25 protein-coding genes are annotated in these 25,570 nt (G+C 59.2%); 15 read left to right on the top strand and 10 right to left on the bottom strand.

The genetic code is table 11. The features are described 5' to 3' along the window. The first annotated feature begins 91 nt into the window (after positions 1 to 91). Positions 92 to 976 carry a LysR family transcriptional regulator gene (locus SANT_RS08850; RefSeq protein ID WP_025421935.1) on the top strand — a complete coding sequence of 295 codons (885 nt, stop codon included), beginning with the start codon at positions 92 to 94 and terminating at the stop codon, positions 974 to 976. A 42-nt stretch (positions 977 to 1,018) separates the two neighbouring features. On the opposite strand, the gene SANT_RS08855 is transcribed toward SANT_RS08850, so the two are convergent. Both SANT_RS08855 and pxpB read right to left on the bottom strand, forming a co-directional pair. Beyond that, a complete protein-coding gene (locus tag SANT_RS08855) occupies positions 1,019 to 1,987 on the bottom strand; it encodes a biotin-dependent carboxyltransferase family protein (protein ID WP_025421936.1) in 969 nt (322 codons plus the stop codon). After that, complete coding sequence (gene pxpB, locus SANT_RS08860) at positions 1,987 to 2,715, bottom strand: 5-oxoprolinase subunit PxpB (protein WP_025421937.1); 729 nt, start codon at positions 2,713 to 2,715, stop codon at positions 1,987 to 1,989. Before pxpB ends, SANT_RS08855 begins: the two co-directional genes overlap by 1 nt. A gap of 175 nt (positions 2,716 to 2,890) precedes the next feature. Here pxpB and SANT_RS08865 point away from each other — a divergent pair, with 175 nt between their 5' ends. Beyond that, complete coding sequence (locus SANT_RS08865) at positions 2,891 to 3,670, top strand: LamB/YcsF family protein (RefSeq protein WP_025421938.1); 780 nt, start codon at positions 2,891 to 2,893, stop codon at positions 3,668 to 3,670. 28 nt (positions 3,671 to 3,698) lie between these two features. On the opposite strand, the gene SANT_RS08870 is transcribed toward SANT_RS08865, so the two are convergent. Beyond that, positions 3,699 to 4,664: a hydroxyacid dehydrogenase gene (locus tag SANT_RS08870; protein WP_051440140.1), complete on the bottom strand. Its 966-nt coding sequence runs from the start codon at positions 4,662 to 4,664 to the stop codon at positions 3,699 to 3,701. Between the two features lie 113 nt (positions 4,665 to 4,777). On the opposite strand from SANT_RS08870, the gene SANT_RS08875 reads away from it, so the two are divergent. The 6 genes from SANT_RS08875 to SANT_RS08900 all read left to right on the top strand — a co-directional run bounded on the left by SANT_RS08875 (position 4,778) and on the right by SANT_RS08900 (position 9,525). Continuing rightward, positions 4,778 to 5,425 carry a DUF1989 domain-containing protein gene (locus tag SANT_RS08875; RefSeq protein WP_025421940.1) on the top strand — a complete coding sequence of 216 codons (648 nt, stop codon included), beginning with the start codon at positions 4,778 to 4,780 and terminating at the stop codon, positions 5,423 to 5,425. Beyond that, positions 5,422 to 6,228: an amino acid ABC transporter ATP-binding protein gene (locus tag SANT_RS08880; protein WP_025421941.1), complete on the top strand. Its 807-nt coding sequence runs from the start codon at positions 5,422 to 5,424 to the stop codon at positions 6,226 to 6,228. The genes SANT_RS08875 and SANT_RS08880 overlap by 4 nt, the downstream gene beginning before the upstream one ends. Continuing rightward, complete coding sequence (locus SANT_RS08885; protein ID WP_025421942.1) at positions 6,225 to 6,881, top strand: amino acid ABC transporter permease; 657 nt, start codon at positions 6,225 to 6,227, stop codon at positions 6,879 to 6,881. The genes SANT_RS08880 and SANT_RS08885 overlap by 4 nt, the downstream gene beginning before the upstream one ends. A 17-nt stretch (positions 6,882 to 6,898) precedes the next feature. Further along, on the top strand, positions 6,899 to 7,846 hold the full coding sequence (locus SANT_RS08890; RefSeq protein ID WP_025421943.1) for an agmatinase: 948 nt from the start codon (positions 6,899 to 6,901) through the stop codon (positions 7,844 to 7,846). A gap of 87 nt (positions 7,847 to 7,933) precedes the next feature. Further along, on the top strand, positions 7,934 to 8,737 hold the full coding sequence (locus SANT_RS08895) for a transporter substrate-binding domain-containing protein (RefSeq protein ID WP_025421944.1): 804 nt from the start codon (positions 7,934 to 7,936) through the stop codon (positions 8,735 to 8,737). Between the two features lie 116 nt (positions 8,738 to 8,853). Further along, the gene (locus SANT_RS08900) at positions 8,854 to 9,525 is read left to right on the top strand and encodes a GntR family transcriptional regulator (protein WP_025421945.1); all 672 of its coding nucleotides are present in this window, start codon (positions 8,854 to 8,856) and stop codon (positions 9,523 to 9,525) included. A gap of 125 nt (positions 9,526 to 9,650) precedes the next feature. Here SANT_RS08900 and SANT_RS08905 read toward each other — a convergent pair whose 3' ends face one another. The 6 genes from SANT_RS08905 to yebS all read right to left on the bottom strand — a co-directional run bounded on the left by SANT_RS08905 (position 9,651) and on the right by yebS (position 17,561). Beyond that, on the bottom strand, positions 9,651 to 10,928 hold the full coding sequence (locus SANT_RS08905) for a Zn-dependent hydrolase (RefSeq protein WP_025421946.1): 1,278 nt from the start codon (positions 10,926 to 10,928) through the stop codon (positions 9,651 to 9,653). Further along, the gene (locus SANT_RS08910; RefSeq protein WP_025421947.1) at positions 10,928 to 12,145 is read right to left on the bottom strand and encodes a pyridoxal phosphate-dependent aminotransferase; all 1,218 of its coding nucleotides are present in this window, start codon (positions 12,143 to 12,145) and stop codon (positions 10,928 to 10,930) included. Before SANT_RS08910 ends, SANT_RS08905 begins: the two co-directional genes overlap by 1 nt. A 101-nt stretch (positions 12,146 to 12,246) precedes the next feature. Then, entirely contained in the window at positions 12,247 to 12,765 is a 519-nt protein-coding gene (locus SANT_RS08915; RefSeq protein WP_025421948.1) for a hypothetical protein, read from the bottom strand. A gap of 355 nt (positions 12,766 to 13,120) precedes the next feature. Beyond that, positions 13,121 to 13,366 carry a DUF1480 family protein gene (locus SANT_RS08920; protein ID WP_025421949.1) on the bottom strand — a complete coding sequence of 82 codons (246 nt, stop codon included), beginning with the start codon at positions 13,364 to 13,366 and terminating at the stop codon, positions 13,121 to 13,123. Between the two features lie 345 nt (positions 13,367 to 13,711). Further along, positions 13,712 to 16,339 carry a PqiB family protein gene (locus SANT_RS08925; RefSeq protein ID WP_025421950.1) on the bottom strand — a complete coding sequence of 876 codons (2,628 nt, stop codon included), beginning with the start codon at positions 16,337 to 16,339 and terminating at the stop codon, positions 13,712 to 13,714. Continuing rightward, positions 16,311 to 17,561, bottom strand: coding sequence for a membrane integrity lipid transport subunit YebS (yebS, locus tag SANT_RS08930; protein WP_025421951.1), 1,251 nt, complete (start codon positions 17,559 to 17,561; stop codon positions 16,311 to 16,313). The genes SANT_RS08925 and yebS overlap by 29 nt, the downstream gene beginning before the upstream one ends. Positions 17,562 to 17,794: 233 nt before the next feature. On the opposite strand from yebS, the gene SANT_RS08935 reads away from it, so the two are divergent. The 4 genes from SANT_RS08935 (at position 17,795) to htpX (ending at position 22,198) form a co-directional block, all read left to right on the top strand. Further along, positions 17,795 to 18,286 (top strand): GAF domain-containing protein, encoded by a 492-nt coding sequence (locus SANT_RS08935; protein ID WP_025421952.1) that lies wholly within the window; start codon positions 17,795 to 17,797, stop codon positions 18,284 to 18,286. 101 nt (positions 18,287 to 18,387) lie between these two features. Beyond that, positions 18,388 to 19,065, top strand: a complete 678-nt coding sequence (gene proQ / locus SANT_RS08940; protein WP_025421953.1) for an RNA chaperone ProQ — start codon at positions 18,388 to 18,390, stop codon at positions 19,063 to 19,065. 19 nt (positions 19,066 to 19,084) lie between these two features. Next, entirely contained in the window at positions 19,085 to 21,124 is a 2,040-nt protein-coding gene (prc, locus tag SANT_RS08945) for a carboxy terminal-processing peptidase (RefSeq protein ID WP_025421954.1), read from the top strand. Between the two features lie 192 nt (positions 21,125 to 21,316). Continuing rightward, the gene (htpX, locus tag SANT_RS08950; protein WP_025421955.1) at positions 21,317 to 22,198 is read left to right on the top strand and encodes a protease HtpX; all 882 of its coding nucleotides are present in this window, start codon (positions 21,317 to 21,319) and stop codon (positions 22,196 to 22,198) included. 289 nt (positions 22,199 to 22,487) lie between these two features. Here htpX and SANT_RS08955 read toward each other — a convergent pair whose 3' ends face one another. Beyond that, the gene (locus SANT_RS08955; protein ID WP_025421956.1) at positions 22,488 to 23,873 is read right to left on the bottom strand and encodes an MFS transporter; all 1,386 of its coding nucleotides are present in this window, start codon (positions 23,871 to 23,873) and stop codon (positions 22,488 to 22,490) included. 214 nt (positions 23,874 to 24,087) lie between these two features. Here SANT_RS08955 and kdgR point away from each other — a divergent pair, with 214 nt between their 5' ends. The 3 genes from kdgR (at position 24,088) to mgrB (ending at position 25,503) form a co-directional block, all read left to right on the top strand. After that, the gene (gene kdgR / locus SANT_RS08960) at positions 24,088 to 24,879 is read left to right on the top strand and encodes a DNA-binding transcriptional regulator KdgR (protein WP_025421957.1); all 792 of its coding nucleotides are present in this window, start codon (positions 24,088 to 24,090) and stop codon (positions 24,877 to 24,879) included. A 66-nt stretch (positions 24,880 to 24,945) separates the two neighbouring features. After that, complete coding sequence (locus tag SANT_RS08965) at positions 24,946 to 25,194, top strand: DUF2766 family protein (RefSeq protein WP_025245106.1); 249 nt, start codon at positions 24,946 to 24,948, stop codon at positions 25,192 to 25,194. Between the two features lie 165 nt (positions 25,195 to 25,359). Further along, positions 25,360 to 25,503, top strand: a complete 144-nt coding sequence (gene mgrB, locus SANT_RS08970; RefSeq protein ID WP_025245107.1) for a PhoP/PhoQ regulator MgrB — start codon at positions 25,360 to 25,362, stop codon at positions 25,501 to 25,503. The last annotated feature ends 67 nt before the right edge of the window (positions 25,504 to 25,570 follow it).

Genomic DNA, 25,570 nt, shown 5'->3' on the forward strand with positions numbered 1-25,570 from the left:
GGCCGTTGCAGGCTATTCTTACCTTGAAATATTTTTATTAAAAGCGAATATTATCGCTACTACTCATCAAAAATTTTGCTAAGTGATACCCATGCTGCGCGAACTGCACACCTTCATCGCCGTGACCCGCTATGGCACGTTTTCAGCGGCCGGCCAGCGCATTGGCCTGACGCAATCGGCGGTTAGCGCCCAGATTCGTCTGCTGGAGCAACATCTCGGCATGCTGCTGTTCGATCGCAGCGGCCGTGCGGCCGTGCTCAATGCCAACGGGCAGCGGGTGCTGCCGCTCGCGCAGGAAATCATGACGCTTTTCGGCCGCATGCGCCAGCCGGCGACCGTCAGCGAATACCGCGGCACGATCAGGATTGGCGCCATTTCCACCACCCAAACCGGGTTGCTGCCGCAGGTACTGCTGCGCCTGCAGCGCCAGGCGCCGGATCTGGAAACCCAAATCATTCCCGGCGTCTCGTTTAATCTGCTCAATCAGGTCGAGGCGGGTAATATCGATTTGGCCGTGGTGATTAAACCGGATTTCGTGTTAACCAAAGACCTTTACAGCGAACCGCTGCTGCGCGAGCCGTTTGTGCTGGTCACACCATTGGGTATGAAAGGAGAGGATCCGCTGGCGCTGCTGCGCGCTGCGCCGTTTATCCGTTATGATCGCACGTCGTTTGGCGGCAGGATGGTCAGTCAATTTTTGCGGCGCGAGCGCTTGACGCCAAAAATAGCGCTGGAAATTGATGAGATTGACGCGATTGTGCGCATGGTGGAGCACAATCTTGGCGTGGCTTTGGTGCCGTTGGCGGGGCAATGGCGCGAGCGTGCCGAACGCGTGCGCGTCGTGCCGCTGGGGGAGTCGTTGACTTTCTACCGTGAATTGATTGTCGTCATGCGTTACAGTTGGCGTCAATCGCCGCTGCATCAGCTGATAACCGGTTTCCTGCGCGCCGCGGCGACAGAGGCCCAGACCGGCTAACGGGCGACGGCCGCCGTGCCACCGCACGCGATGTGGTGCGCGCTAACCCCGCAGCGCGGCCTCGCGTAATTCCCCCAGCCAGCGCTGCATATGCTGGTGTCGGCCTATCCAAAGGCTTTCCGCTTTTTCCACGCTGACCAGCTCGAAGCGCAGGCTGTCGCCGGGTTTATGCTGCCCCAGCCGGGCCAGATCGGCGCGAATCACGGTGGCGATTTTGGGGTAACCGCCGGTCGTCTGGCGATCGTTCATGGCGATAATCGGCTGTCCGTTACCGGGGATCTGAATACTGCCGCGGGAGATGGCGTCGGATACAATGTTGAATCCCTGCACGTGGGGCACGGGCGGTCCACTCAAGCGGTAGCCCATCCGATCACTTTCACCGCTGACGCGGTACTCGCCGGCGAGAAAACACGCCAGCCCGACCTGACCAAAATGCCCCTCCTGCGGCCCCGCCACCACCCGCACTGGCCGGCGTTCGCGCTGGGGCATGAGCCGCTGCGCCGGCCGGCTGGGCTGACGCGGTACGGTGTCGGGCGTTGCCGCCAGCGGTAGCCAGTCTCCCTTTTGCAACGGCCGGCCGGCTAAACCGCCGAGCGCGGCGCGCGCCAGCGTGGATACGCTGCCCATCACCGGCGCGATGGCGAAACCGCCCGCCACCGCCAGATAGCCGCGGGCGCCGCTGCAAGCGCGCATCACGCGCAGCGTACTGCCCGGCAGCAGAGTGTGGCGGCAGTGGGTCGTAAGCGGCTTATCATCAAGCGTCAATTGCATATCGCCGGTCACGGCGAAACGGCAGGGGGCGGACCCGGTCAGGCGCAGCGTTGCGCCGGTCAGGGTGAATTCCAGCGCGCCCGTCGAGGCCGGATTGCCCACCAGGGCATTGGCGATGCTGAAACTCATCTCATCCATGGCGCCCGAGGGCGGCACGCCGTAATCTTCAAAACCAAACCGTCCCTCGTCTTGTACGGTGGTATAGACGCCGGGGGTCAGTACTTCTAAACCATTCGCCATTATTGCCATGTCCAGTCGGGAAGATAATCGCCTTGCGCCTGCAGACGTGTAAAGGTGCCCGCACAGACCGGCGTAAAACGGATCCGGTCGCCGGCGCTGAACAAAAACGGCTGCTCGCGGTCCGGTACGAAACTGCGCACCGGCGTACGGCCGATCAAATGCCAGCCGCTGGGTGCTTCTACCGAACCGACGGCGGTCTGCATACCGCCGATGCTGATGCTGCCGGCGGGGGTTTTCAGACGTGGTGATTCCCGGCGTGAAGTATGCAGGCGCGGAACCAGACCGCCGAGATAGGCAAAGCCGGGCATAAACCCTATCATATACACCCGGTAAAGGGCCGCGCTGTGCAGATCTATTACCTGCTGCGGCGTGAGATGGTGCAGCGCGGCCAGATCCGCCAGATCCACGCCGTGCTCGCCGCCGTAACTGACCGGGATAGTCCAGCACTTCGCCCGTTGGCCGGCGGCGTCTGGCTGTCTCAACAGTTCCTGCAGCTGCGCCACCAGCTGCGTCTGTCTGATCTGGGTGGAATCGTAGGCGACGGTTAACGCCCGATATGTGGGGATCAGCGAGAGGACGCCGGTCAGCGCCGCGCCCCTGACTCTGGCCGCCAGCGCGGTGACCCGTTGATTAATCTGTTCATCGATGACTTCCCCGAAGTCTACGCAAACCGCCTGATCGGCAATGGGCAAAATGCGCCACGAGGGGGTATTTAGGCTTTGTCGCACGCGAATATCCTGTTTTGCCCTGCATGAAAGCGCAGGGCTTTACTCAGCGGGTGTTTTTGGAATACTTTTGGCATACCGAAAAAAGGCTGTCAATGCACAGCGTTTTTCCTAAGCCAGCTATTAGGCAAGAATGATGCCAGCGTGCCGCATACGGCCAACCGGGAGACAAAAAAGCATGTTAATCGATTTAAATAGCGATATGGGCGAGAGCTTTGGACCGTGGGCGATGGGGGATGATGGGCGCATGCTGGAGATCGTTAGCTCGGCGAATATCGCCTGCGGCTTCCACGCCGGGGATCCGGAGGTGATGCATAGCACGCTCAGCCTGGCCCACGCCCAGGGCGTCGGTGCGGGCGCCCATCCCGGTTTTTATGATTTACAGGGGTTTGGCCGTCGACAAATCCTGGGGGATAGCCCGGCGCAGATAGAGCGGCAGATCGTTTATCAAATCGGCGCCCTACAGGGGTTGGCAAAAAGCATAGGCATCCCTTTGCGGCACGTTAAAACCCATGGCGCGCTGGGCAATCTGGCGGCGGAAGATCCCGCCCTGGCGCAGGCGGTGGCCCGGGCGATATACAGCGTCGATCGCGACTTGATCATGGTGGTTATGCCCGGCATGGAGACCGAGAAAGCGGCGCTCAAGCGAGGATTACCGGTGGTGCGCGAGATTTATGCCGATCGTGCCTATGCGGATAACGGCAATCTGCTGTCGCGCAAGCTTGACGGCGCGGTGTTGCACGATCCGCAGCAGGCGGCGACGCGTATTTTGCGCATGCTGGAGCAGCAGGCCATCACAACGGTGAGTGGACGGATATTGCCGTCGCGCATCGACAGCATCTGCGTGCATGGCGATACACCGGGCGCGGTGGCGATGGCCGCGGCATTGCGCGCGCGGCTTGAGGCACAGGGTTTTACCATCGCGCCGATGCAGGCGGTGCTGGCGGCGGGGGGCTAACGCCGGGGTTGGCGGCGCGGGGGGCGCGTCAGGGCTGCCGGCGGCGCGGCCACACCGCCGGGTTCACCAGCGAGGCGGGCGGCTCACCGGCGAGCACGCGCAAAACCCCGTCCACCGCCGCGTTTGCCATGCGCGTCATCGCCTGTTCGGTGGAGGCGGCGATATGCGGCGTCAGCACCACATTGGGCAAGCCGAGCAGCGGATTGTCCCGTAAAACCGGCTCTTGTTGAAAGACATCAAGTCCCGCGCCGGCGATGGCGCCGCGTGTCAGCGCGTCCGCCAGCGCCGCCTCATCCACCAGCGCGCCGCGGCTGGTATTAATGAGATAGGCCGACAATTTCATCTGTGCCAGCGCCCGCGCGTCGATGATATGGCGCGTTTCCGGCAAGGACGGGAGGTGTAGCGAAACGATGTCGCTGTTGGCCAACAGCGCGGACAGGCTGTCGGCCTGACGTAAACCCATGGCGGCGATATCCGCCACCGGGCGGCGGGTCAGCACCTGCACTTGCATACCCAGCCCGCGGGCCAGCGTGGCCGTCGCGCGGCCGATGGCGCCAAACCCGATGACCCCCAGCTGAGCGTCCTGCAGCTCGCGCAATCCCCCCTCATATTTAAAGGCGAAGTGACCCGTGCGCAGCGCGCTGTCAGCCGCGGGGATCCGTTTGGTCAGCGCGAACATTAGCGCCAGCGCATGTTCAGCCACCGAGCGGGTATTCATTTCCGGCGTGTTGAATACCGCGATGCCCAAAGCATCGGCGGCGTCGACATCAATACCGTCAATGCCGACGCCGTGGACGCCGATTGCACATAAAGAAGGCAACTGCGCCATTTCAGTGCGCGAAAATTGCCCGCTGCGATAGATGGCGGCAACCACCCGATCGGCTGGCGCTGCACGGCAAGCCTCTACACCGACCGCGGGCGTGATGCCATGTGCGCGCAGCCTTTCAATACCGCAGGGGTGGATGGGCTGCGGAATAAGACAATATTTTTCCATGATAAACACCGCGCTCGGTTCGGGATGGCGTCATGGCATTTTAATTGCATTCCCAGTGTATACCAAGGGAATTCCAAAGAATGCCTGCGTAATCGATGTCAGTAAGGAACCATATGAACTCAAAAAACCACAGCTTTGTCAATGGCTTCCGTCTGGGTGCCGGCCGGGGTGTCGCGGTGGGGCTCACGTCCGGGCAGATTCTTGAAATTGAAAATATCCGGGGAAATCAGGTGGTCGATACCTGGGCGTTAACGCAGGCGGACGTGCTGGAATACGCTTCCATGGACCATACGCGCTCGGTCAATAGCAATCTGTTTTACCAAACCGGCATGACGGTCGTCAGTAACCACCGCCGCCCGTTGTTCACGTTGATAGCGGACAGCACGCCGGGCTGGCACGATACGCTGCTCTGCCCCTGTAATGCCGCGATCTATCGTGAATTGGGCTGCCGCGATTATCATCGCAGCTGTACCGATAATTTCCATGAGGCGCTAGCGGCGCAGGGGTTGTCGCTGCCGTTTACGCCCGCCTCGCTGAATTTATTCATGAATGTACCGGTTGCCGCGGACGGCGCCCTGGATCGGGTGCCGCCCCGATCGGTCGCCGGCGATACGCTGCAATTGCGGGCCGAGTGCGATATTTGGCTGGTACTTTCCGCCTGCCCGCAGGATATCACGCCCATCAACGGCGCCGCACGCCAGCCCTCAGACATCGGGCTGCGGTGGGGCGTTGCCGCCGCGGGCAGGGAGGGGACGGCATGAGCGAGTTGTCCGCGCCGCTGTTGCGGATCCGCGAGCTGAATAAAAGTTACGGTGATTTGCACGTCTTAAAGAATGTCGCTCTTAACGTTAACGCCGGGGAAGTGGTGTCCATCATTGGTGCCAGCGGTTCCGGCAAAAGTACCTTTCTGCGCTGTTTGAATGTCATGGAAATGCCGCAAAGCGGTTTCATGGACTTCGAGGATTTTTCCTTTGATTTCCGCGAGGGCGCGCGCGCTCAGCCGACGCCCGCACAATTGAAATTGCTACGGGCCCGCATCGGCATGGTGTTTCAAAGCTACAACCTTTGGCCGCATATGACGGTGCTGGAAAATGTGATCGAAGCGCCGCTCCGGGTGCGTAAACTGCCGCGCAAGCAGGCTATTGACGAGGCGGAAGCGCTGCTTTCTCGGGTTGGCCTGTACGAGAAACGGCAACAGTATCCCGCGCGGCTTTCCGGCGGACAACAGCAGCGGGTGGCCATCGCCCGCGCGCTGGCGATGAAACCGCAGCTGATGCTGTTTGATGAGGTAACGTCGGCGCTGGATCCCGAGCTGGTGGGCGAGGTGCTATCGCTGATGGCGTCGCTGGCGGAGGAGGGGATGACCATGTTGCTGGTGACCCACGAGATTGCTTTCGCCCGCGATGTGTCGAGCCGGGTGCTGTTTTTCGATCAGGGCGTGATGGCGGAGGACGGCCCGCCGGGACAGGTCCTTCATGATCCGGAAAGTCCGCGTTTGCGGCAATTTTTGCGTCGCATTTTACATCAGGACCTCCGCCGGGCATCACCGGAGGCGCAGCCATGAATCAGCTTTGGAGCGATATAGATACCTACGGTCTGGGTTTCCTGCAGGCCGGTTGGACCGTGCTGCTGATAACCGTCGCCACGATCGTTTTAAGCTGGATCGTCGGCTTCCTGGCCGTGTCGGCGAAAATGTCGTCGGTGAGGTTTTTCAGCGCCATCGGCCGGTTTTATATCTGGTTTATCCGCGGAACCCCGGCGCTTATCCAGGTCTTTGTGGTGTATTTTGGCTTCCCGCAAATAGGGATCCATTTGTCACCGTTCGTCGCCGGCGTCGTGGCGCTGGGGCTCAACAGCGGCGCCTACGTGGCGGAAATCATGCGCGCCGGGCTGCAAGCTATCCCGCGCAGTCAGATGGAGTCCGCCTATGCGCTCGGGATGAGCAAAGGGGAAGTGATGCGGCGGATAATTTTGCCGCAGGTGTTCCGCATCGTCTTACCGCCGCTGACCAACGAGGCGATTTCGACGCTGAAGAATACCTCGTTGCTGTCGACCATTACCGTCATTGATATCACGCTGTACGCACAGACGATAATTTCCGCGACATTCCGCCCGTTCCAGTTTTATATCGCCGCAGCCTTGATTTATCTGCTGCTGACTTCGCTTTTGACCGAATTTTCCGCCTGGCTTGAACGGCGCCAGCGCCGTTTAAGTTAACCCAAAGGACGTAAGCTATGAGTGTGTTACCGACTAACTCCCTGGAGACCCCCCGTTTCTGCGGTGTGCCGACCTTTATGCGACTGCCGATGGCAACCGATCTGAGCGTGCTGGACGCGGCGATAATCGGCCTGCCCTCCGACGCCGGCGCGCCTTTTCGACCCGGCGCGCGGTTTGCCCCCAACGCCGTGCGCGCAATGTCCATTATGCTGCGGCCGATAAATCCCTATCGCGACAACATTAATGTGTTTGATGTGCTGCGGGTGGCGGATGCCGGGGATGCCCTGGTGGTGCCGGGCTACGAAGAAGAGACCCTGGCGCGTATGGAGCAGGCGGTGTCGACGCTGGTGGACGCCGGCGTTATCCCCTGCGCCATTGGCGGCGATCATTCGGTGACGCTGGCGGAGCTGCGCGCTGTCGCCAAACGCCACGGGCCGGTAGCGCTGGTGCAGTTCGACTCCCACAGCGACACCTGGGATAAGTACTTCGCCGACAAGCGCTACAGCGCCGGCACGCCGTTCCGCCGCGGGGTGGAGGAAAATATCATCGATCCCGCGCACTCGATTCAGATCGGCTTGCGGGGATCGCTGTTCCAAACAACGGATATCACGCAGTCGCTGGATTTGGGCTTCGAGGTGGTAACCACCGACGCCATGTTCGAGATGGGCATCGCGGCGCTGGCCGAACGCATCGCCGCGCGCACCGCCGGCCGGCCCACCTTTATTACCTTCGATATGGATTTTGTCGATCCCGCCGCCGCGCCGGCGGTGGAGACCCCCGAAGCGGGGGGACCCACGGCGCGCGAAGCATTACTGCTGCTGCGCCGCTTGTCCGGCATCAATCTCGTGGGATGCGACGTCACCGAAATCACCCCGACCTACGACGGTCCGGGCCAAATCACCTCGCTGCTGGGCGCGACGGTAATGGCGGAATTGCTGGCGCTGCTGGCCAGCGAAAAACGGTAACGGTCCCGTGCGCCGCCGTTGAGGCGTGCGGCGCCGGCAGGCCATGAACCACCCTTTATTTTTTTTGCAGCCTAATGAGAGCGACCAATGAAAATCAAGCGTTTACTCTGTATTGCCACGGTTGTTGCCATAATGACCCCGCTGTTTGGCGCCAGCGCCGCCGATGACGGCGCACTGGAACTTAAGCAGCCCGGTAAGCTGTCGGTCGCGACCGAAGGTACCGATCCGCCTTTTAGCATGCGCAGCGCCGACGGCAAGCTGGACGGGTTGGAAATCCGCGTCATGAAAGAAGTGGCCAAACGGCTGCAGTTGGAATATGTGCCCGTGATCACAAAATGGGACTCGGTACTGGTGGGGCTACAGGCCAATCAGTTTGACATGAGCAGCGCGGCGATGGATATTACCCCCGCGCGGCAAAAGGCGATTTTGTTTTCCGACGGCTGGATAGAGTCCGGCGGCCGCATCATTATCCCGCAAGATTCATCGATTACCTCCGCGCAGGATTTGAAAGGTAAACGCATCGGCGCGCAGGTGTCTTCGACCTATGCGCAACTGGCGGTGGATCACGGCGCAACGCTGAAGAATTATATCGATGTGACCGCGGCGGTGCAGGATTTGGCTAACGGCAATATCGACGGCGTCATCAATGATTCTATCGGTAACGCCTACTTGATAAAAGACATGCATTTGCCGCTGCGCCAGACGCCGGATTATGTCAGCCGGATTCAAAAAGGGTTCGCCTTTACCAAGAGCAAACCGCATCTGGCGGCGGCGGTCAACAAGGCGCTGGCGGAGATGGTGGCGGATGGGACCTATGCGAAACTCGTCACTCCCATCGTCGGCTACGATCCCTATCCGAAAGAGCCGGTCCGGTCGCTCTTGCAGCCCTAAGTCTGCCGGGTCGGCGTTGCGCGGGCGCGCCATCCGCGCAGCAGCCGTGTCTGCACATAGGGCGGGCCTGCGGCCTGCCTTTTTTAATCGGGGTGTTGACGATATGAAACGACGCTATGGATCCCTTTAAAACGACGGGCGAGATGATGGGTGAACGGGAACAGAATCTCAGCGTTAAGGCTTATGATGTACTGCTTAATATGCTGATAAATCGTGAACTCCCGGTCAATACCGTCCTTCAGGAGCGCCGGCTCGCCGAGATGCTGACGATTTCACGCACGCCGGTACGCGACGCGCTGAATAAATTGGAAAACGAGGGCTTTATCGGCCGCAGCGGCGGCAGAACGCTGGTGGTTAAAGAGTTCTCTATCCGCGAACTTATCGAAACGCTGCACGTGCGGCGCACGCTGGAGGCGGAAGCCGCCCGCTTGGCCGCAGGGCGGGTGCCGGCGGCAACGCTTGACGCGATTGAAGAGAGTATCAACGCGCTGCTGGCGGCGGCGGATCCCAGCCCCCAACAGGATTGGCAGATAGACAGCCAATTGCACCAGGCGCTGGCCCATTACAGCGGTAATGCGCTGCTGATGCAGTATATCGAAAGCCTGCGCCTCAAAACCCGCATGTTCAATATGCGCCAGGTACCGGAACGTTTCATCAAAGGTCACCATGAACACCTGGCGATCATTGCCGCTCTGCGCGCCAACGACGCCGAGGCGGCGCGCGCCGCCGTCGCCAACCACATCGATAACGTGCGCGACAGCATCGTTAAGCGTTTAAGCCAGATTTAGCCATCGCGCGCCGCGCCAGCGCCAGGGTGGCCGACAGCCTCGTTGGGCGCGTCAGTCAGCCGATGTCGCAACCACGGCCGAAGGCGCCGCATCCTCCCGGCGTCCGGCTCCGGCCGTGGCGCCGATCACCGCGTATCGCTACGGCGGGCCAAAAGCGCCGCCAGCACGCCGGTGGCGGCGGCGAAATCCGCCAGCGCCATGCTTTCCGCGGGGTTGTGGCTACCGTTGGCGTTGCGCACGAATAACATTGCGGTGGGCACGCCCTGCGCCGCGAACAGCGCCGCGTCATGGCCGGCGCCGCTGGGCATGACGCGGGCGGGCACGCGCTGTTGCTCAGCCGCACGCGTCAAATCGGCCAGTAGCGCGGGGTCCATTTGCGCTGGCGCACTTTCGGTCTGCTCGCCGAGTTCAAAGCGTACGCCGTGCCGAAGGCTGATGTCGTCTATTAAGCGCCGCAGCGCGGCATCCATTAGCGACAGCGTTTGCGGGCTGCGCGAGCGAAAATCCAGGCAAAAGGCCACTTCACCGCTCACTTTACTGAAATCCGCCTGCTGGGGATGGGTCGCAAACTGGCCGACGGTCACCGTCAGCTCGTGCCCCTCCTGCTCTAGCGCGCCCCATTGGAGATGTAGGCCGGTCACCAGCGCCGCCGTCGCCACCACCGCATCTTGCCGGTGGCCGCGCGGAGTGGCGCCCGAATGGGCGTAGCGCCCAACGCAGCGCGCCGCGCGATAACGCAAACTGCCGCATATACCGCTCACCAGGCCCAGCGGGATGCCGCTGTTCAGCAGAACCGGCCCCTGTTCAATATGCAATTCGATAAAACAGGCGATTGCCGCCGCGCTTAACCACGGCGGCTGCGCCAGGAATTGCGCGGCATCCGCGCCCCGGTCGGCGAAATGCTGCGCCAGGGTTCGCCCGTTATCGGCCCGCGGCGTCTGCATCGCCGACGGCGGCAACAGACCGAAAGCCGCTTTGCTGCCTAAATAGGAAATTGGGAACCAGGCGCTCTCCTCCGCGCGGATGGCCATTACCGTGACATCCCGCTGCGGCCGGTAACCTGCCGCCACCCAGCCCGCCAATACGGCAATGCCGGCCAGCACGCCGGCGGCGCCGTCGAAATTGCCGCCGCAGGGTACCGAATCCAGATGGGAGCCGGTGATCACCGCCGGCGCACCCGGCAAAGTGCCGGGCAGCGTCATATAAAGATTGAGCGCCGCATCGGTGGCCACGCGCAGCCCCAGCGCCCGCGCGGTACGGTGCAGCACATCGTGGGCGCGCTGTTCCCCCTCGCCGTAGCTATCGCGGCTAATGCCGCGACCGTCGAAGCTCAATTGCTGTAGTTCGGTAAATAAGCGCTGCGCCAGCGCAATATCCGGGGCAGGGAGCGGCTGGTCGCGCATCACCGCAGGGCCCTGCAGGCCGCGACGATGCGCTCACAGGCCCGCGCCACAAGTTCGTCGGCTATGCTATAGGCGATGCGGAAATGATGCGCGAGACCGAAGGCGGAGCCCGGCACTACCGCGACCCCGGCGTGTTCCAATAGGTAGGCGGCCAGCGCCACGTCGTCATTGATCGTCTCCGCCGAGGGGCTCTGCTTGCCGATAAGCGCGCGGCAATCTACGAACAGATAAAACGCGGCGGGCGGCGTTGCGACCCGCAGGTCGGGCGCCTGACGCAAAATCGACAAAGCCCGGTCGCGGCGAAGCCGCAGGCGGCCGCACCACGCGGGCAGTAAGCTTTGCGGGCCGTTAAGCGCCGCCAGCGCGCCGGCCTGACCGATAGCGCTGGGGCAGGAGGTGCTTTGCGATTGCAGCAGCGCCAGCCCGTCTATCAGCCACTCCGGCCCGCCGGCGTAACCGAGGCGCCAGCCCGTCATGGCATAGGCTTTCGACACGCCGTTGACGGTAAGGGTACGTGCCGCCAGGGATGGCACGGCGGTGGCGAACGACACGAATTCCCCTTCATAGACGATGTGTTCATAAATATCGTCAGACATCACCAGCACCCGAGGATAGGCCGCCAGAACCTCGCCCAGCGCGCGCAATTCCTCCGCGCTATAAAGCGCCCCGGACGGATTTCCCGGTGAGTTTAACAGTAACCAACGGCTGTTCGCGTTCAGCGCGGCAGCAAGACGCGCGGGCGTCAGTTTAAACCCGTCCTGCTCGCCCGGCTCGACGTAGCGCGGCGTGGCACCGGTCAACCGCACCATTTCGGGATACGATACCCAATAGGGGGCGGGGATAATCACCTCATCTTCCGGCTCTAGGGTCGCTAACAGCGCATTGAAAATGATCTGCTTGGCGCCGGTGCTGGCGATAATTTGTCGGGGAGTAAAGGCGAGCTGATTTTCGCGGCGGAATTTGGCGATAATCGCTGCCTTAAGCGCCGGGGTGCCGCCGACATCCGTATAACGGGTCTGTCCGTCGTGCAAAGCGGCAATGGCCTCGCGCACGATAGGCTCGGGAGTGGAAAAATCGAGCTCGCCGGAACTCATGTTGATGATGTCGCGGCCTTCCGCGGACAATTTGCGGGCGAGCTGGGAAATAACCAGCGTCACCGAGGGTTGCAGCGCGCGCAGACGCGAGGACACTTGGGCATGAGGGGCGTGGGCGGACATCCTGCTGTCATCCTGTGCTAACGTAAAGGTTTATTTTTATCCAGCGTCCGACGGATGAACAGCAAATATTTCGATTGCCCAGTATAAAGAATTTTGATGAGTCAGCGCGCCTGGGGCGTCGCCGGCGGTTGCCGTCGCGCGTCGGTGTCCTGCGCGGCGGTTTGCCGCAGCACTTCGCTTACCACCCGGTAACAATCATCGATATGGCTATTCCCCAGCAATTTCATCGCGCTGAAGCTTAAGCCTGCCGCCAGCGCCTGGCCTAACAGCGGGACATAGCGTGCCACCGACTTGGTGGCGACCCGCACGCCGACGCGTTTAAGCGCGTGGCTGACCGCTTCGCGGGTGAGGGTCCTGCCGATGAGACGGCTGCCGACGCCGGTGATGGCAATAAAGGTATATTTTTTACGGTTGGGGTGAAGCTGCGCCAGCTGCTGCTCGCTCAGGCCAAATCGCTCATTAATCGCCGGCAGTAGCCCAAGAAGAATCGATACATCGGTACCAATATCCAGGCCGGGCAGCGGAATGACCGAGGCGCCGGCCGACAGGGCGGCGCGTTGGGTCACCAGTTTGCGGCATGCGTCGCGGACTTCATCAAGCTGTTCACGGGTCTGTATCATTCGCTGTCGCGTTCCTGTTGCTTATCCATGGCGGTAAGTTTAGCAGGCGTCCCGCGTAAGATACGGGCGCGCGCCGATCATCCTATTACAGCGATAGGTCGCGCGAACGCCGCGAGGGCATTATTATTTTCCTACCCTCATTCGTATTGTTCTTGCTTTATTTACTCTTCTCAGCCTGCGGGCTGATTTTTTTTGCCTGGCGCTATCACCTGACACGCTCATTCGATGCTTTTAGCTGACACGCTGAGCCGATGCCTTATCCCATGACTTAAGCTGGCGCCTGGCTCGCCGCGCGCTGATGAGGGGTAACGGAGGGTCAACGGTAGCCTCCCGCGAGGACGGGAGGAGGGGACGGTTATTCGAGGCGCATGATCCAGGCATCATTGTCGTGATCATAATGCTGGCGAAACAAGATGTGCTCTTTCCCGTCCAGAAACGCCGGGATACCGGTCTGTTCATCCCAGCCATCGAGCTGCAAACACAGATCGGGGTCGGATTTACACGGAATGCTGACGATATTCTGGACCCGGTGATCGTCCCCGGAGGAAAGGGTGGCATCGTCAACGGCAAAACTGCCGATTTGCACTGTCGTCTTGGTCATGAATAGGCCCCTTATGCTGTGAGGTGAGAAAGGCGTACTCCTGCGGCAAAGAGTTATTGCAGTATAGCGCAAGCAGCACGAAAAGCTAAATCCTGCCTTAGCGCCTTAGCGCCTTAGCGCCTTAGCGCCTTAGCGCCTTAGCGCCTCAACCCCTCAACCCCTCAACCCCTCAACCCCTCAACCCCTTAACCCCTTAACCCCTTAGCTTCTTAGCTTCTTAGGCTCCTAGCCCTTTCGCCTCTTAGCGCTCGCTGCCGCCTAACGTGCCTTAACCGCTTCGCGCCCTCCTTTTCACCCGCTAGCGGGTAAGGAGGAGGGGGACGCCCACGCCAGACCGTCACGCCATCAGTTCGGCGGTACGGCGGTACCCCAGTTCTTCCACTCTTTTTGTTCTTCGCCATAGAGCAGAAAATGTTTGCCTTCGGTCGCCTTCGGCGCCAGCGGCGTCGTCGGCGGGGTAGCAAACGCGATGCCGCCGCGGACGAACTGCTGGAAGGTGCCGCTCTTCACGCTACCGCCGGTCAGGCCGAACTTGATGTCGTAACCGGAAGCGAGCCAGAAAACGGAGTTGGTGCGCACCAGGTGTTGATATTGGCGGCTGATGCGCAGCGCCACATAAACTCGGTCAGCCAGCGCGCCGAGGGTCAGGCCGGTGACCGTACCCACCTCGATGCCGCGATACAGCACCGGCGTTCCGACCTGTAAACTGCCGGCTTCCGGCGTATCCACGACGACATTCAGCCCATTCAGATAACGGGAATCGGTGATGGTGGTCTGCTGCAATTCAAATTCGCGCGCGGCCGCCCCTTTGCCCGGCTCGACGTTGATATACGGCTGTAGCAGCGTTTCCAGATGGTTTACCCCGGCGGCGGAGATTTCCGGCGTCACCACTGAAAACCGCGTGCCGTTGCGGGCAAACGTCTGCACGTATTCGGGGTACAACACCGCCTGCGCCAGCACCAGGTTATTGCCGGGGGAGAGCTTTAGCGTCTCCATTTGGCCGACGTCGATGCCCAGATAGCGAATAGGCATGCCGGGGGAGAGCTTGCTGGCGTCGTAGGTGCGCAGCACGATCTGGCTGCCCACCGCCCGCGCGGCGTTTTCAGAACCGTAAAGCTTACGCGGCGCGCCTTTCACCACCGCGGCGCCCGCCAAATTGTCGAAACTCACCGCCCCCTTCAAGGCGCGGTTCAGCGGCGAGGCCTGAACCGTCAGGCCACTGCCGTTAATCTGCACCCGGGCGCCGCCTTCGGCCCAGAACACGCTCTTATCGCTCAACAAATTACGGTATTTGGGTTGGATGTAAACATCGACTTTAAAGTCTTGCGGCGTGGGCCGCACATCCACAATCTCACCCACCTGAAATTTGCGGTAAAGCACTATCGAGCCGGTCTGGATGTCGGGCAAATCGGAGGCGGTCAGCGTCAGCGTAGCGTTAGGCCTGTCCCCCTGAATACCTTGTTCAGCCATCTCGCGATTGCCATACAGCGGGTAATGACTCTGCGCCGGCCCTTGCGTCCCCGGAAGTACTTCGACGCCGCCGTCCAGCCACTCCTGCGCGCTGGTGCCCAACACCCGCACGCCGTCCAGGCCGAATTTGACATCCACCCGGCTATTGACGACAAACTTGGTGTCTTGATGGATAACGCCGGCGAACTCTGGCTTCACCGCGGCGCTGAAAACGATCTTGTCGCCCGTAAGCTGGCGCGCGGTGATCTTACCCACCTGTATCCCTTTCATCGTCAGCGGCTGACCGGCATCGATGCCATAGCTTTGCGGCGCGCTCAGGGTGAAGATTTTTACGCCGGGCAACTGAAGCAGATTACGGTTGCTATCGGGCACGGTAAAACGCTGCTGCGGCTCTCCGTCGCCGGGAATCAGCTCCAGCGTGGTGCCGGCCAGCAGGCCGCTGAAATCGGGCTGGGTCAGCGACAGCTGTGGGGTCGTCATAACGATGCGGGTCCCGCTGCGCATCAGATCTGCGACCGACGGATTGAGGGTCAATTCGCCGGTGACGTGCCGGTCTTTACCTAAAGTAATTTTGGTTAGCATGCCGACTTCCAACCCCTGATACAGCAGCGGGGTATGGCCGGCGCTAAGATGACTGCCGTCGGGCAGATCGAGGGTAATAATGACGCCGCGCTGACTGTGGGCCAGGTCGGGATAAAGCTGATAATTATCGTCGGTGCTGGCCTGAGCGCTATTGGCGGGAGAGTCGAAGGCGATAGCGCCGTTGACCAAGGCCGCCACGCTCTCCATTTCTACCCGCGCGCCATGAAGATCGACATTGGCCTTCAGGCCGGAGACGTTCCAGAATCGGCTGTCTTTTTTCACCAGATGGGTAAACCGGCGATCGATAAGCACATCAATATTCACGCCTTTACGGTTGCGGGCAATATCGAAATCGTAAACCTTACCCACCGGCAGCTTGCGGAAATAAACCAGCGAACCGGTGCTGAGCGAACCTAAGTTGTCCGCCTGCAAATGTACCAGCAGCTCGCCGGTATTCACGCGATATTTGGGTTGGGTATCCAGAGCGGTGAAATGGGTCTGCTCGTTGCCTTTACCCGGCATCATGCCGATGTAATTGCCGCCAACCAGGGCGTCGAGGCCGGAAATACCGGCCAGCGATGCCTTGGGCGTCACCAGCCAAAATTGCGTTCCTTCGCGCAGCGCGTCACGCATATCGCTTTTGATGCTGGCCTCTACCTTAATGGTGCGCAAGTCATCGCTGAGCTTGATATTCTGCACGGTGCCGACCTCAACCCCTTGATAACGCACCGGCGTGCGCCCGGCGACGATGCCATCGGCGGAGACGAAATCAATCGTCACCGTGGCACCGCGCTCTTGCAGCGTGCTGTACACCAGCCAGCCGGCAATCAACAGGGCAATAAACGGCAATAGCCAGAAAGGCGAAATACGACGCTTGGTGCGGACGGTCGCATTAATCGGTGTAGTCGGCGTGTGTGGCATGTGCGTCCCATAGCAAACGGCTGTCCAACCACTCGACAGCAAGAATTGTCAAAATTACGGCGGAGCCAAAATAAAAGCCGGCCGGTCCCAGCGTAAAGGCGAGCAATTGATCCCTATCTACCAGCGATAGGGTAATTGAGATAACAAACAAATCCAGCATTGACCAGCGTCCAATCCAGATAACAAATCGCAGCAGCCGAACGCGTGTCTTCATGCCGTGCCGAACTTTGAAATGGATGCTCAGCAACAGCGTAAATAGCACAATAATTTTGATAAACGGCACCAAAATGCTGGCGATAAAAACAATCGCCGCCACCGCGACATTTCCCTGCGCCAGGGACAGAATACCGGACATAATGGTATCTTGATTGCGGCTGCCGTTGAGATAAATAATGGATATCGGCAGCATATTGGCGGGAATAAGCATAATTATCGCGGCGATGAGGGCGGCCCAGGCTTTTTGCAAACTATGGCGCCGGCGGTGGCGCAGCGGGGTGTGGCAGCGCGGACAGCGGCCGCGGGCGTCCGGCAGGCCGGTAAATCGGCAGTTGAGGCAGACGCGCAGCGCGCCGGTCAGCGGCATTCCCGGGCGCGGTGCCGGCTGTGGAAAAAAGTGCTGCCACAGCTGGCCGGTATTGAGCTTAATTAACGTCAGGATGGTGAGCAGCGTCAAAATAACATAGGCGGTTAAACCCAGACCGGTGGTCACATCGGCGTAATCCTTCACTTTTATGGACGCCACGGCCATGCCTACCAAATAAATATCCAGCATCACCCACTCTTTTAGCCGGTGCAGCATCAACAGCACGGGGCGCAAATTCAGGCCCAGGCGCTGGCCAAAATACAAATACAATAGCGAGAAGACCAGCGTGACGGGCGCACCGACGGTACAAAACGCCACCATACTGGCGGTAATGATGTTGCCCTGAAGCGCCATTTGCCAAATACCCTGTAGCAAACTGGCGCGAATGGGGGTGCCCAGCAAGCGGATGCTTATCAACGGTTCGGTATAGGCAAAAGGCATCAGCAGCAGCAGCGTGACCGCCAGCGCCGCCAGGCGCGTCATGCTCCAGTCGCGTCCACGCACCACTTTTGCCTGGCAGCGTGGGCAGCAGGCATCCTGGTTATCGCCGAGGGGCGGCAGGATAAATAACACATCGCATTCCGGACAGCGTTGATATTGGCCGGACGGAAAGGCATCATGAATCGCGGTTATTTTCATCGCGCGGCGTTTACGCCTCCCTCACACCTCATTTTTCACCCTGCACGCCGCCGTTATCGGGTTATAATAAACCGCCGGCGCAACGCCTGTCTGGCCGGGCAAACATACCCGCGCGCGAACACTTTGTGAAGTCATAACGGATTAATCTTGTGGCTTTGGGCATTTATTGCTTATTTTATAGAGGCTGGTGTGCCGTCTGCTAACACAAAGATTAGCTCATTTAATGGTTTATTATGAAAAAACAACAATTTTACGCTGAATTATTGCAAGATATGTCGGCACTCCTTGAGGGCGAAACGCATTTTATCGCCGCGCTGGCCAACGTCAGCGCCTTACTTTATGAACGTCTGGAAGGGGTGAACTGGGCCGGTTTTTATTTACTCGAGGGTGATATACTTGTGCTCGGGCCCTTTCAGGGCAAGGTTGCCTGCGTGCGCATCCCGCTGGGTAAAGGCGTCTGCGGCACCGCGGCGGCGGAAAACCGGATTCAGCGTATCGGCGATGTGCATGCTTTTCCAGGCCATATTGCCTGCGACGCCGCCAGTAACGCGGAAATCGTATTGCCTATCACAATCGATGAACGCGTGGTGGGGGTTTTGGATATCGATAGCACGATTTATCAACGCTTCGATCAGGATGATGAAGATGGACTGAAGGCGGTGGTGGATTACCTCTGCCGGCAGTTGGGAACCACCAATCTGCGCAAATTTATCACTAATACTTGATAATGATATACGGATAACGTGGCATTTGCCGATGGCGTCATTATAATGACGCCTGTTCATGCCTGCGCTGGTTGGCAAACCCGTTGTAATCAGGAAAATTCATGGAAAATCAACCTAAGTTGAACAGCAACAAAGAAGTCATTGCCTTTCTGGCGGAGCGTTTCCCGCTCTGTTTCACGGCCGAAGGTGAAGCCAGGCCGCTTAAGATCGGTATTTTTCAGGACCTCGTTGAACGGGTTCAGGGCGAAGACAATATCAGCAAGACGCAACTGCGTTCCGCATTGCGCCTTTATACTTCAAGCTGGCGTTACCTTTATGGGATAAAGCTTGGCGCGCAGCGCGTTGATCTCGATGGTAATCCCTGCGGCGAGCTGGAAACGCAGCATGTTGAACATGCGCGCAAACAATTAGAGGAAGCCAAGGCCCGCGTTCAGCTTCAGCGCGCCGCCCAGCAGGCGAAGAAACGCGAAAATGGCGAGGCCGTTGCGCCGCGTCGTCCCGCTGCGGCCAAGCGGCCCGCTAAGAGTGACGCCGTCACGCCTCGCAAACCCCGTCCCAAACAAGAACGTCCTGCGTCTGCCCCCAGGCAACCGGCGCCGGTCGTCAAAACCGTGCCTGTCACCGATATTTCCACGTTGCAAATCGGCCAGGCTATCAAAGTCAAAGTGGGTAAAAATCCCATGGACGCAACCGTCATGGAAATCGCCAAAGAAGGGGTACGAGTGCAGCTCTCTTCCGGGATGGCTTTGATAGTACGCGCAGAACACCTGCAGTTCTGATACGGAGGCCAACCAGGGCATGAACACATTTGTCAGAGTCGCCATGATGGCGGGGGCGCTGCTGGCGGGCGGGGCGATGGCGAAAGACGACATCACCCGCGCCGATCAGATCCCGGCGTTGAAAGAAGAAGCACAGCAGCAAACGGTGAGCCAGCGGGTCAGCGCGCGTTTTACGCGGTCGCACTATCGCCAGTTCGATCTGGACGGGGCGTTCGCCGGCAAAATTTTCGACCGTTACCTCAACATGCTCGACTACAGTCACAATGTGTTGCTGGCGTCAGATATTGCGCAGTTCGCCGCCCAAAAATCACAGCTGGCCGATGAGCTTAAAAGCGGTAAGCTGGATTTGCCGTATGCGATGTACAACCTGGCGGAGAAACGCCGGTTTGAGCGTTATCAATATGCGCTGGCGCAGTTGGCGAAACCGATGGATTTCAACGGTAACGGCGCCATTGAAATCGACCGTAGCAAAGCCCCCTGGCCCAAGACCACCGCTGAGCTCGACGCGCTATGGGATGCCAAGGTGAAGTATGACGCGCTGAATCTCAAGCTTACCGGCAAAGACGAGAAAGAGATCCGCGACATTTTAACCAAGCGCTATCAGTTCGCCATCCGGCGGCTGGCGCAAAGCAATAGCGAAGACGTTTTCCAGCTGATCATGAACGCTTTCGCCCATGAGATCGATCCGCACACCAATTACCTTTCCCCGCGCAACACCGAGCAGTTCAACACCGAGATGAGCCTGTCGCTGGAAGGCATCGGTGCGGTGTTGCAAATGGACGACGATTACACGGTGATAAACTCGCTGGTGCCGGGCGGCCCGGCGGCCAAAAGCAAAGCCATTACCGTTGGTGATCGCGTGGTGGGCGTAGGCCAGACCGGCAAACCGATGGTGGATGTGATCGGCTGGCGGCTGGATGACGTGGTGTCGCTGATAAAAGGGCCGAAGGGCAGCAAAGTGCGCCTGGAAATCTTGCCTGCCGGTAAGGGTACCAAAACCCGTATCGTCACCGTTACCCGCGAGCGTATTCGGCTTGAGGATCGGGCGGTGAAGATGTCGGTGAAAACCATTGGCAAAGAAAAAGTCGGCGTTTTGGATATTCCCGGTTTTTATGTGGGCCTGACCGATGATGTCAAGGTGCAACTGCAAAAGCTGGAAAAACAGAACGTGCAAAGCGTCATTATCGATTTGCGCGCCAACGGCGGCGGTGCGCTAACCGAAGCCGTATCGCTATCGGGACTGTTTATTCCCAGCGGGCCGGTGGTGCAGGTGCGCGATAACAACGGTAAAATCCGCGAGGACAGCGATACCGACGGTATTGTCTACTATAAAGGACCGCTGGTGGTGTTGGTGGACAGGTTCAGCGCCTCCGCGTCGGAGATCTTCGCCGCGGCGATGCAGGATTATGGCCGGGCGCTGGTGGTCGGCGAGCCGACCTTCGGCAAAGGCACGGTACAGCAATACCGTTCGCTGAATCGCATCTACGATCAGATGCTGCGCCCGGAATGGCCGGCGCTGGGGTCTATCCAATACACTATCCAGAAATTTTACCGGGTCAACGGCGGCAGCACGCAGCGTAAAGGCGTGGTGCCGGATATCATCATGCCCACCGGCACTGAAACCGTCGAAACCGGCGAAAAATTTGAAGATAATGCGCTGCCCTGGGACAGCATCAACGCGGCCACCTATACCAAGGCCGGCGATTTGAAGCCGTTCTCGGCCGAGTTGCTCAAAGCGCATCAGGCGCGCATCGCCAAAGATCCTGAATTCCAATATATCCAACAGGATATCGCGCGTTTCCACGCCCTGAAGGAGAAACGCAATTGGGTCTCTCTCAATCTCGCCCAGCGGGAGAAGGAGAATCACGAGGATGATGCTATCCGCCTTCAGCGCACCAACGAGCGGCTGGTGCGGCAGGGTAAAAAACCGGTGAAGAATCTGGAATCCATCCCCAAGGATTATAAAGAGCCGGATCCCTATCTGGATGAAACGGTGCAAATTGCGCTGGATCTCGCCCATGCCGAGGCCAGCCAACCCGCCGCCCCGCCGGCGGGGTAGCAACGTCATCAGGCGCCTTAACCGGCGCCTTTTTTTTCGCCGCCTCTCAAGGAAGGGGGCAAAAAGTTTAACAAAATGTAAAGTTATGTCTTTTTAGCGACTTATCGACGCCTAATGCTTGAAAAACGCCGCCAAGACCCTAGATTAACGTTACGCAATAGGCGTGATTATTTCCGAGGAACCTGACATTTTATGATGCGTATCGCTCTTTTCCTGCTCACTAACCTGGCGGTGATGGTGGTGTTCGGTATTGTACTGAGCCTCACCGGGATCCAGTCCTCCAGTGCCGCCGGATTAATGATAATGGCCGGGCTGTTTGGTTTCGGCGGAGCCTTCGTTTCGCTGTTAATGTCAAAATCCATGGCGCTGCGCTCGGTCGGCGGCGAAGTGATTGAGCAGCCGCGCAATGAAACCGAACGTTGGCTGCTCACTACCGTTCGCCAGCAGGCGCAGCAGGCCAATATCTCCATGCCGCAGGTGGCGCTTTATCACGCGCCCGATATCAACGCTTTCGCCACCGGCGCCCGGCGTGATGCCTCGCTGGTGGCCGTCAGCACCGGTCTGCTGCAAAACATGAACCGCGACGAGGCCGAGGCGGTCATCGCCCACGAAATCAGCCACATCGCCAACGGCGATATGGTGACCATGACCTTGATCCAGGGCGTGGTGAACACCTTCGTTATTTTCGTCTCGCGGATCCTGGCGCAGCTGGCGGCGGGGTTCATGTCGTCGGATCGCGACGAGGGTGAAAGCGGCAATGGCAACCCGCTGGTCTATTTTGCCGTCTCCATGGTGCTGGAATTGGTGTTCGGGGTACTGGCGAGCATCATCACCCTGTGGTTCTCGCGTCACCGCGAATTCCACGCCGATGCCGGTTCAGCCAAGCTGGTGGGGCGTGAGAAAATGATCGCGGCGCTACAGCGGTTGAAGACCAGTCATGAGCCGCAGGAAGCCAGCAGCATGATGGCGTTTTGCATTAACGGCCGCAACAAGACGTTCAGCGAACTGTTTATGTCCCATCCCCCGCTGGATAAACGGATTGAAGCACTGCGTTCCGGCGCCTACCTGAAATAAGGCGCGCCGGCAGGGCCGCCGCCGAGGAGGGGATGTCGCCCCTTGCGATGGCGCCCTGCAAACCGCCGAACGTCGGTCGGTTACCGCTCATGACTTAGCCCCCCAGGACGTCGGCCGGGAAACGGCGATGCTTCAAACCGTGCGGTCGGCTAAAAAACGGCAAGAGGTGCAACTGTCCGGTAACCGACCAAACCTGCCCGGACGCGCGGCAACCTCTAAAAAATCCCCCACGGCGCGGGGATTTTTTTTGCCCGACACGCCAATCCATTCGACATTTGCGGCGCCGCGTTTATTTCCCCACCGCCTGCTGGGGGTTGGCCTGGGTTATACGCAGCGAACTGACCAGCGCGGCGCCGGCGGCGAACACGCCCGCCAATACCAGCGAGGTGTGCGTACCGCTGTCGCCGAACAGGTTAAACATTAACGCCACCAGGGCGGCGCCGCTGGTTTGGCCGAACAGGCGGGCGGTGCCCAGCATGCCGCTGGCGCCGCCGCTGCGGTTGCGCGGCGCCGAGGTGATGATAGTGTGATTGTTAGGGGACTGGAATAACCCAAAACCGGCGCCGCACAGCATCATCCGCCATATAATCTCGCCGTCGGTCGGCGCGGCCGGCAGCCAGGCCAGGGAGAATAGCCCCGCGGCAAATAGACTCATGCCGATCCCCCCCAACAAACCCGCGTGTACTCGGCCGATCAAGGCGCCGGCCAGCGGGGCGAAAACCATGGTCGCCAGCGGCCAGGGTGTAAGCAACAGGCCTGTTGCGACCTCGGTGCGGCCCAATACGGTTTGCAGGTAAAACGGCAGCGATACCATGGCCAACATTTGGGCGCTAAAAGAGCAGATAGACGTACACATGGACAGGGAAAACAGCGGGATACGCAGCAGGTCCACCGGCAGCAGAGGCCAGCGCTGGCGCAGCTGGTGGCGGACGAACAGGGCGCCCACCGCGATGGCCAGACACAGCTCGATGACGATCCAGCGGCCGTTGACCTGCTGGGCGAAACCGCTCAGGGCGGAAAGCAGCAGGCCGAAGGTCAAGGCATTCATCAGCGCGCTGGCGGCGTTAAAGCGCTGGCCGCTGTTCTTCTGCGGGTTACCCGGCAAGAACCGGTGTCCCAGCCACAGGGCGAAGAGGCCGATGGGCACATTGATGGCGAACAGCCACTGCCAGCTGGCCACCGATAAGACGCCTGCCGCTACCGTGGGGCCGGCAGCGGTGGACACCGCTACCATCAGGGTATTGATTGCCATACCGCGGCCGAGAATACGCTGCGGATAGATGATCCGAATTAGCGCGCCATTGATACTCATCACCGCTGCGGCGCCGAGGCCCTGTAGGACGCGGGCGCCAATCAACATCCACAGACTGTCGGACAGCGCGCACAGCAAAGACATCAGGCTGAACACCGCCAGACCGCATTGATAGACACGCCGGTACCCGTAAATATCGCCGAGGCTGGCGAAGGATAGCAATGAAACGATAATCGCCAGTTGATAGGCATTGACCACCCAAATCGATGCAGCCGGACTGGCGTGGAGTTCACGAGCAATGGTGGGCAGGGCAACGTTGGCGATGGCGCCATCCAAAACCGCAATGGAGACGCTCAGCACAATCGTCAGAATGGCTCCGTAGCGCTGCGGCCGGGGAACGCCGTCATGGTCGATGTGGGTCATTAAGGTTCGTTCGTCCGTAAAAGCCTTTACTGTAACACTTTTGTTGCAGCCGGCGAGGTGCGTTTCGCGCGGCAAATGTAATAAATACTAACTAACGCGCAACGCGGCTTAACCGCCATTGCGCATTGCGCAGGCTGCGGCCTTGCCATTATACTAAAAATCATGTTCTATTTTTTTTAAAACACAAAACTGCTCTTACAGGATACTTATTAACATGGCGATAGCAGAAGTCGACCGGCAACCCGATTCGGTGTCGTCGGTATTGAAGGTGTTCGGCATCCTCCAGGCGCTGGGGGAAGAACGTGAAATTGGCATTACCGAACTGTCGCAGCGGGTCATGATGTCGAAAAGTACCGTGTACCGCTTCCTGCAAACGATGAAATCCCTGGGTTACGTCGCGCAGGAAGGCGAATCGGAAAAGTATTCCTTAACGCTTAAGCTGTTTGAGCTCGGCGCGAAAGCGCTGCAAAACGTCGACTTGATTCGTATCGCCGACATTCAAATGCGGGTGCTATCCAACCTCACGCGAGAAACCATTCACCTCGGTGCGCTGGATGAAGACAGCATCGTCTACATCCATAAAATCGATTCGCTGTACAATTTACGCATGTATTCGCGCGTTGGCCGCCGTAATCCGCTCTACAGTACCGCGATTGGCAAAGTGTTACTGGCCTGGCGTGACGTCACTGAGGCGAGCGATATTCTGGCTGATGTGATCTTCACCCGCAGTACGTCCCGCACCGCCGCCAGTCGAGAAGCGCTGTTGCCGGAGCTGGAGCAGGTGCGCGCGCAGGGGTTCGGCGAAGATAACGAGGAGCAGGAGGAGGGGCTGCGCTGTATCGCGGTACCGATTTTTGATCGCTTTGGCGTTGTCATTGCCGGCCTGAGCATCTCGTTTCCCACGATCCGCTTTTCCGAAGAGGCCAAAAATGATTATGTCAAAATGCTGCACGACGCGGCGCGCGCCATCTCCCGCCAGATAGGCTACCACGACTATCCGTTTTAACCCCTCAAAGACCGAACCGGTGCGTTTGATCCGCCGGTTCGGATGCACACGCATAAAGGAAAAGAAATGACACAATCCCTTACTGAAAACCAGGAACTGGTGTCCGATCTGGTTGCCTGTCAGCTGGTAATCAAACAGATTCTGGACGTTATCGATATCATCGCGCCGGCGGAGGTGCGCGACAAAATGTCCGCGCAGTTGAAAAACATTGACTTTGGCACCCATCCCGCCGCCCGTGACCCCATTACGCGGCGCGCGATTGAGAAAGCCATTGCCCTTATTGACATGAAGTTCGAGCGCGCCTCTCCCCACTAAAAGCCGCTACGTGGCCGCGTCTCGCCCTGGGCGCGACCCGTTTAATTTACCCGTGTATTTTCTTACTTAAAAATCATTTCATTGAAAACTAAATGAGGTACTGTTATCTCTCGTTTAAGTTTAAGCGGATAACATTAGTTGATTAGGCATTTCAGGAATAGGGTTTTGAAAAGAGGCACAACGATTAAACTGGTCGCGATTCTGCTGCTCTGTTTGGCTCTTTGGCTGTCGGCGCTGAATAGCTTTTGCGATCAGGGAGGGGATTTTTTCAGCGGCATGTGCCTGGTGACCAAATGGATGCCTTGGTAACGTCTGTTAACAGGCAAATTTTGTCAGCGGGCTACTAAGTCGGCCGTGGAGTGATAAGATAGCCACT

Source organism: Sodalis praecaptivus, from assembly GCF_000517425.1.
In the GTDB taxonomy this organism is placed as follows: Bacteria; Pseudomonadota; Gammaproteobacteria; order Enterobacterales; family Enterobacteriaceae; genus Sodalis_A; species Sodalis_A praecaptivus.

Excerpts from the sequence above, each read along its gene's own strand:
- SANT_RS08850 (WP_025421935.1), top strand. The coding sequence starts at position 92 with ATGCTGCGCGAACTGCACACCTTCATCGCCGTGACCCGCTATGGCACG.
- SANT_RS08855 (WP_025421936.1), bottom strand. The coding sequence starts at position 1,987 with ATGGCGAATGGTTTAGAAGTACTGACCCCCGGCGTCTATACCACCGTA.
- SANT_RS08865 (WP_025421938.1), top strand. The coding sequence starts at position 2,891 with ATGTTAATCGATTTAAATAGCGATATGGGCGAGAGCTTTGGACCGTGG.
- SANT_RS08870 (WP_051440140.1), bottom strand. The coding sequence starts at position 4,664 with ATGGAAAAATATTGTCTTATTCCGCAGCCCATCCACCCCTGCGGTATT.
- SANT_RS08875 (WP_025421940.1), top strand. The coding sequence starts at position 4,778 with ATGAACTCAAAAAACCACAGCTTTGTCAATGGCTTCCGTCTGGGTGCC.
- SANT_RS08880 (WP_025421941.1), top strand. The coding sequence starts at position 5,422 with ATGAGCGAGTTGTCCGCGCCGCTGTTGCGGATCCGCGAGCTGAATAAA.
- SANT_RS08885 (WP_025421942.1), top strand. The coding sequence starts at position 6,225 with ATGAATCAGCTTTGGAGCGATATAGATACCTACGGTCTGGGTTTCCTG.
- SANT_RS08890 (WP_025421943.1), top strand. The coding sequence starts at position 6,899 with ATGAGTGTGTTACCGACTAACTCCCTGGAGACCCCCCGTTTCTGCGGT.
- SANT_RS08895 (WP_025421944.1), top strand. The coding sequence starts at position 7,934 with ATGAAAATCAAGCGTTTACTCTGTATTGCCACGGTTGTTGCCATAATG.
- SANT_RS08900 (WP_025421945.1), top strand. The coding sequence starts at position 8,854 with ATGGATCCCTTTAAAACGACGGGCGAGATGATGGGTGAACGGGAACAG.
- SANT_RS08905 (WP_025421946.1), bottom strand. The coding sequence starts at position 10,928 with ATGCGCGACCAGCCGCTCCCTGCCCCGGATATTGCGCTGGCGCAGCGC.
- SANT_RS08910 (WP_025421947.1), bottom strand. The coding sequence starts at position 12,145 with ATGTCCGCCCACGCCCCTCATGCCCAAGTGTCCTCGCGTCTGCGCGCG.
- SANT_RS08915 (WP_025421948.1), bottom strand. The coding sequence starts at position 12,765 with ATGATACAGACCCGTGAACAGCTTGATGAAGTCCGCGACGCATGCCGC.
- SANT_RS08920 (WP_025421949.1), bottom strand. The coding sequence starts at position 13,366 with ATGACCAAGACGACAGTGCAAATCGGCAGTTTTGCCGTTGACGATGCC.
- SANT_RS08925 (WP_025421950.1), bottom strand. The coding sequence starts at position 16,339 with ATGCCACACACGCCGACTACACCGATTAATGCGACCGTCCGCACCAAG.
- yebS (WP_025421951.1), bottom strand. The coding sequence starts at position 17,561 with ATGAAAATAACCGCGATTCATGATGCCTTTCCGTCCGGCCAATATCAA.
- SANT_RS08935 (WP_025421952.1), top strand. The coding sequence starts at position 17,795 with ATGAAAAAACAACAATTTTACGCTGAATTATTGCAAGATATGTCGGCA.
- proQ (WP_025421953.1), top strand. The coding sequence starts at position 18,388 with ATGGAAAATCAACCTAAGTTGAACAGCAACAAAGAAGTCATTGCCTTT.
- prc (WP_025421954.1), top strand. The coding sequence starts at position 19,085 with ATGAACACATTTGTCAGAGTCGCCATGATGGCGGGGGCGCTGCTGGCG.
- htpX (WP_025421955.1), top strand. The coding sequence starts at position 21,317 with ATGATGCGTATCGCTCTTTTCCTGCTCACTAACCTGGCGGTGATGGTG.
- SANT_RS08955 (WP_025421956.1), bottom strand. The coding sequence starts at position 23,873 with ATGACCCACATCGACCATGACGGCGTTCCCCGGCCGCAGCGCTACGGA.
- kdgR (WP_025421957.1), top strand. The coding sequence starts at position 24,088 with ATGGCGATAGCAGAAGTCGACCGGCAACCCGATTCGGTGTCGTCGGTA.
- SANT_RS08965 (WP_025245106.1), top strand. The coding sequence starts at position 24,946 with ATGACACAATCCCTTACTGAAAACCAGGAACTGGTGTCCGATCTGGTT.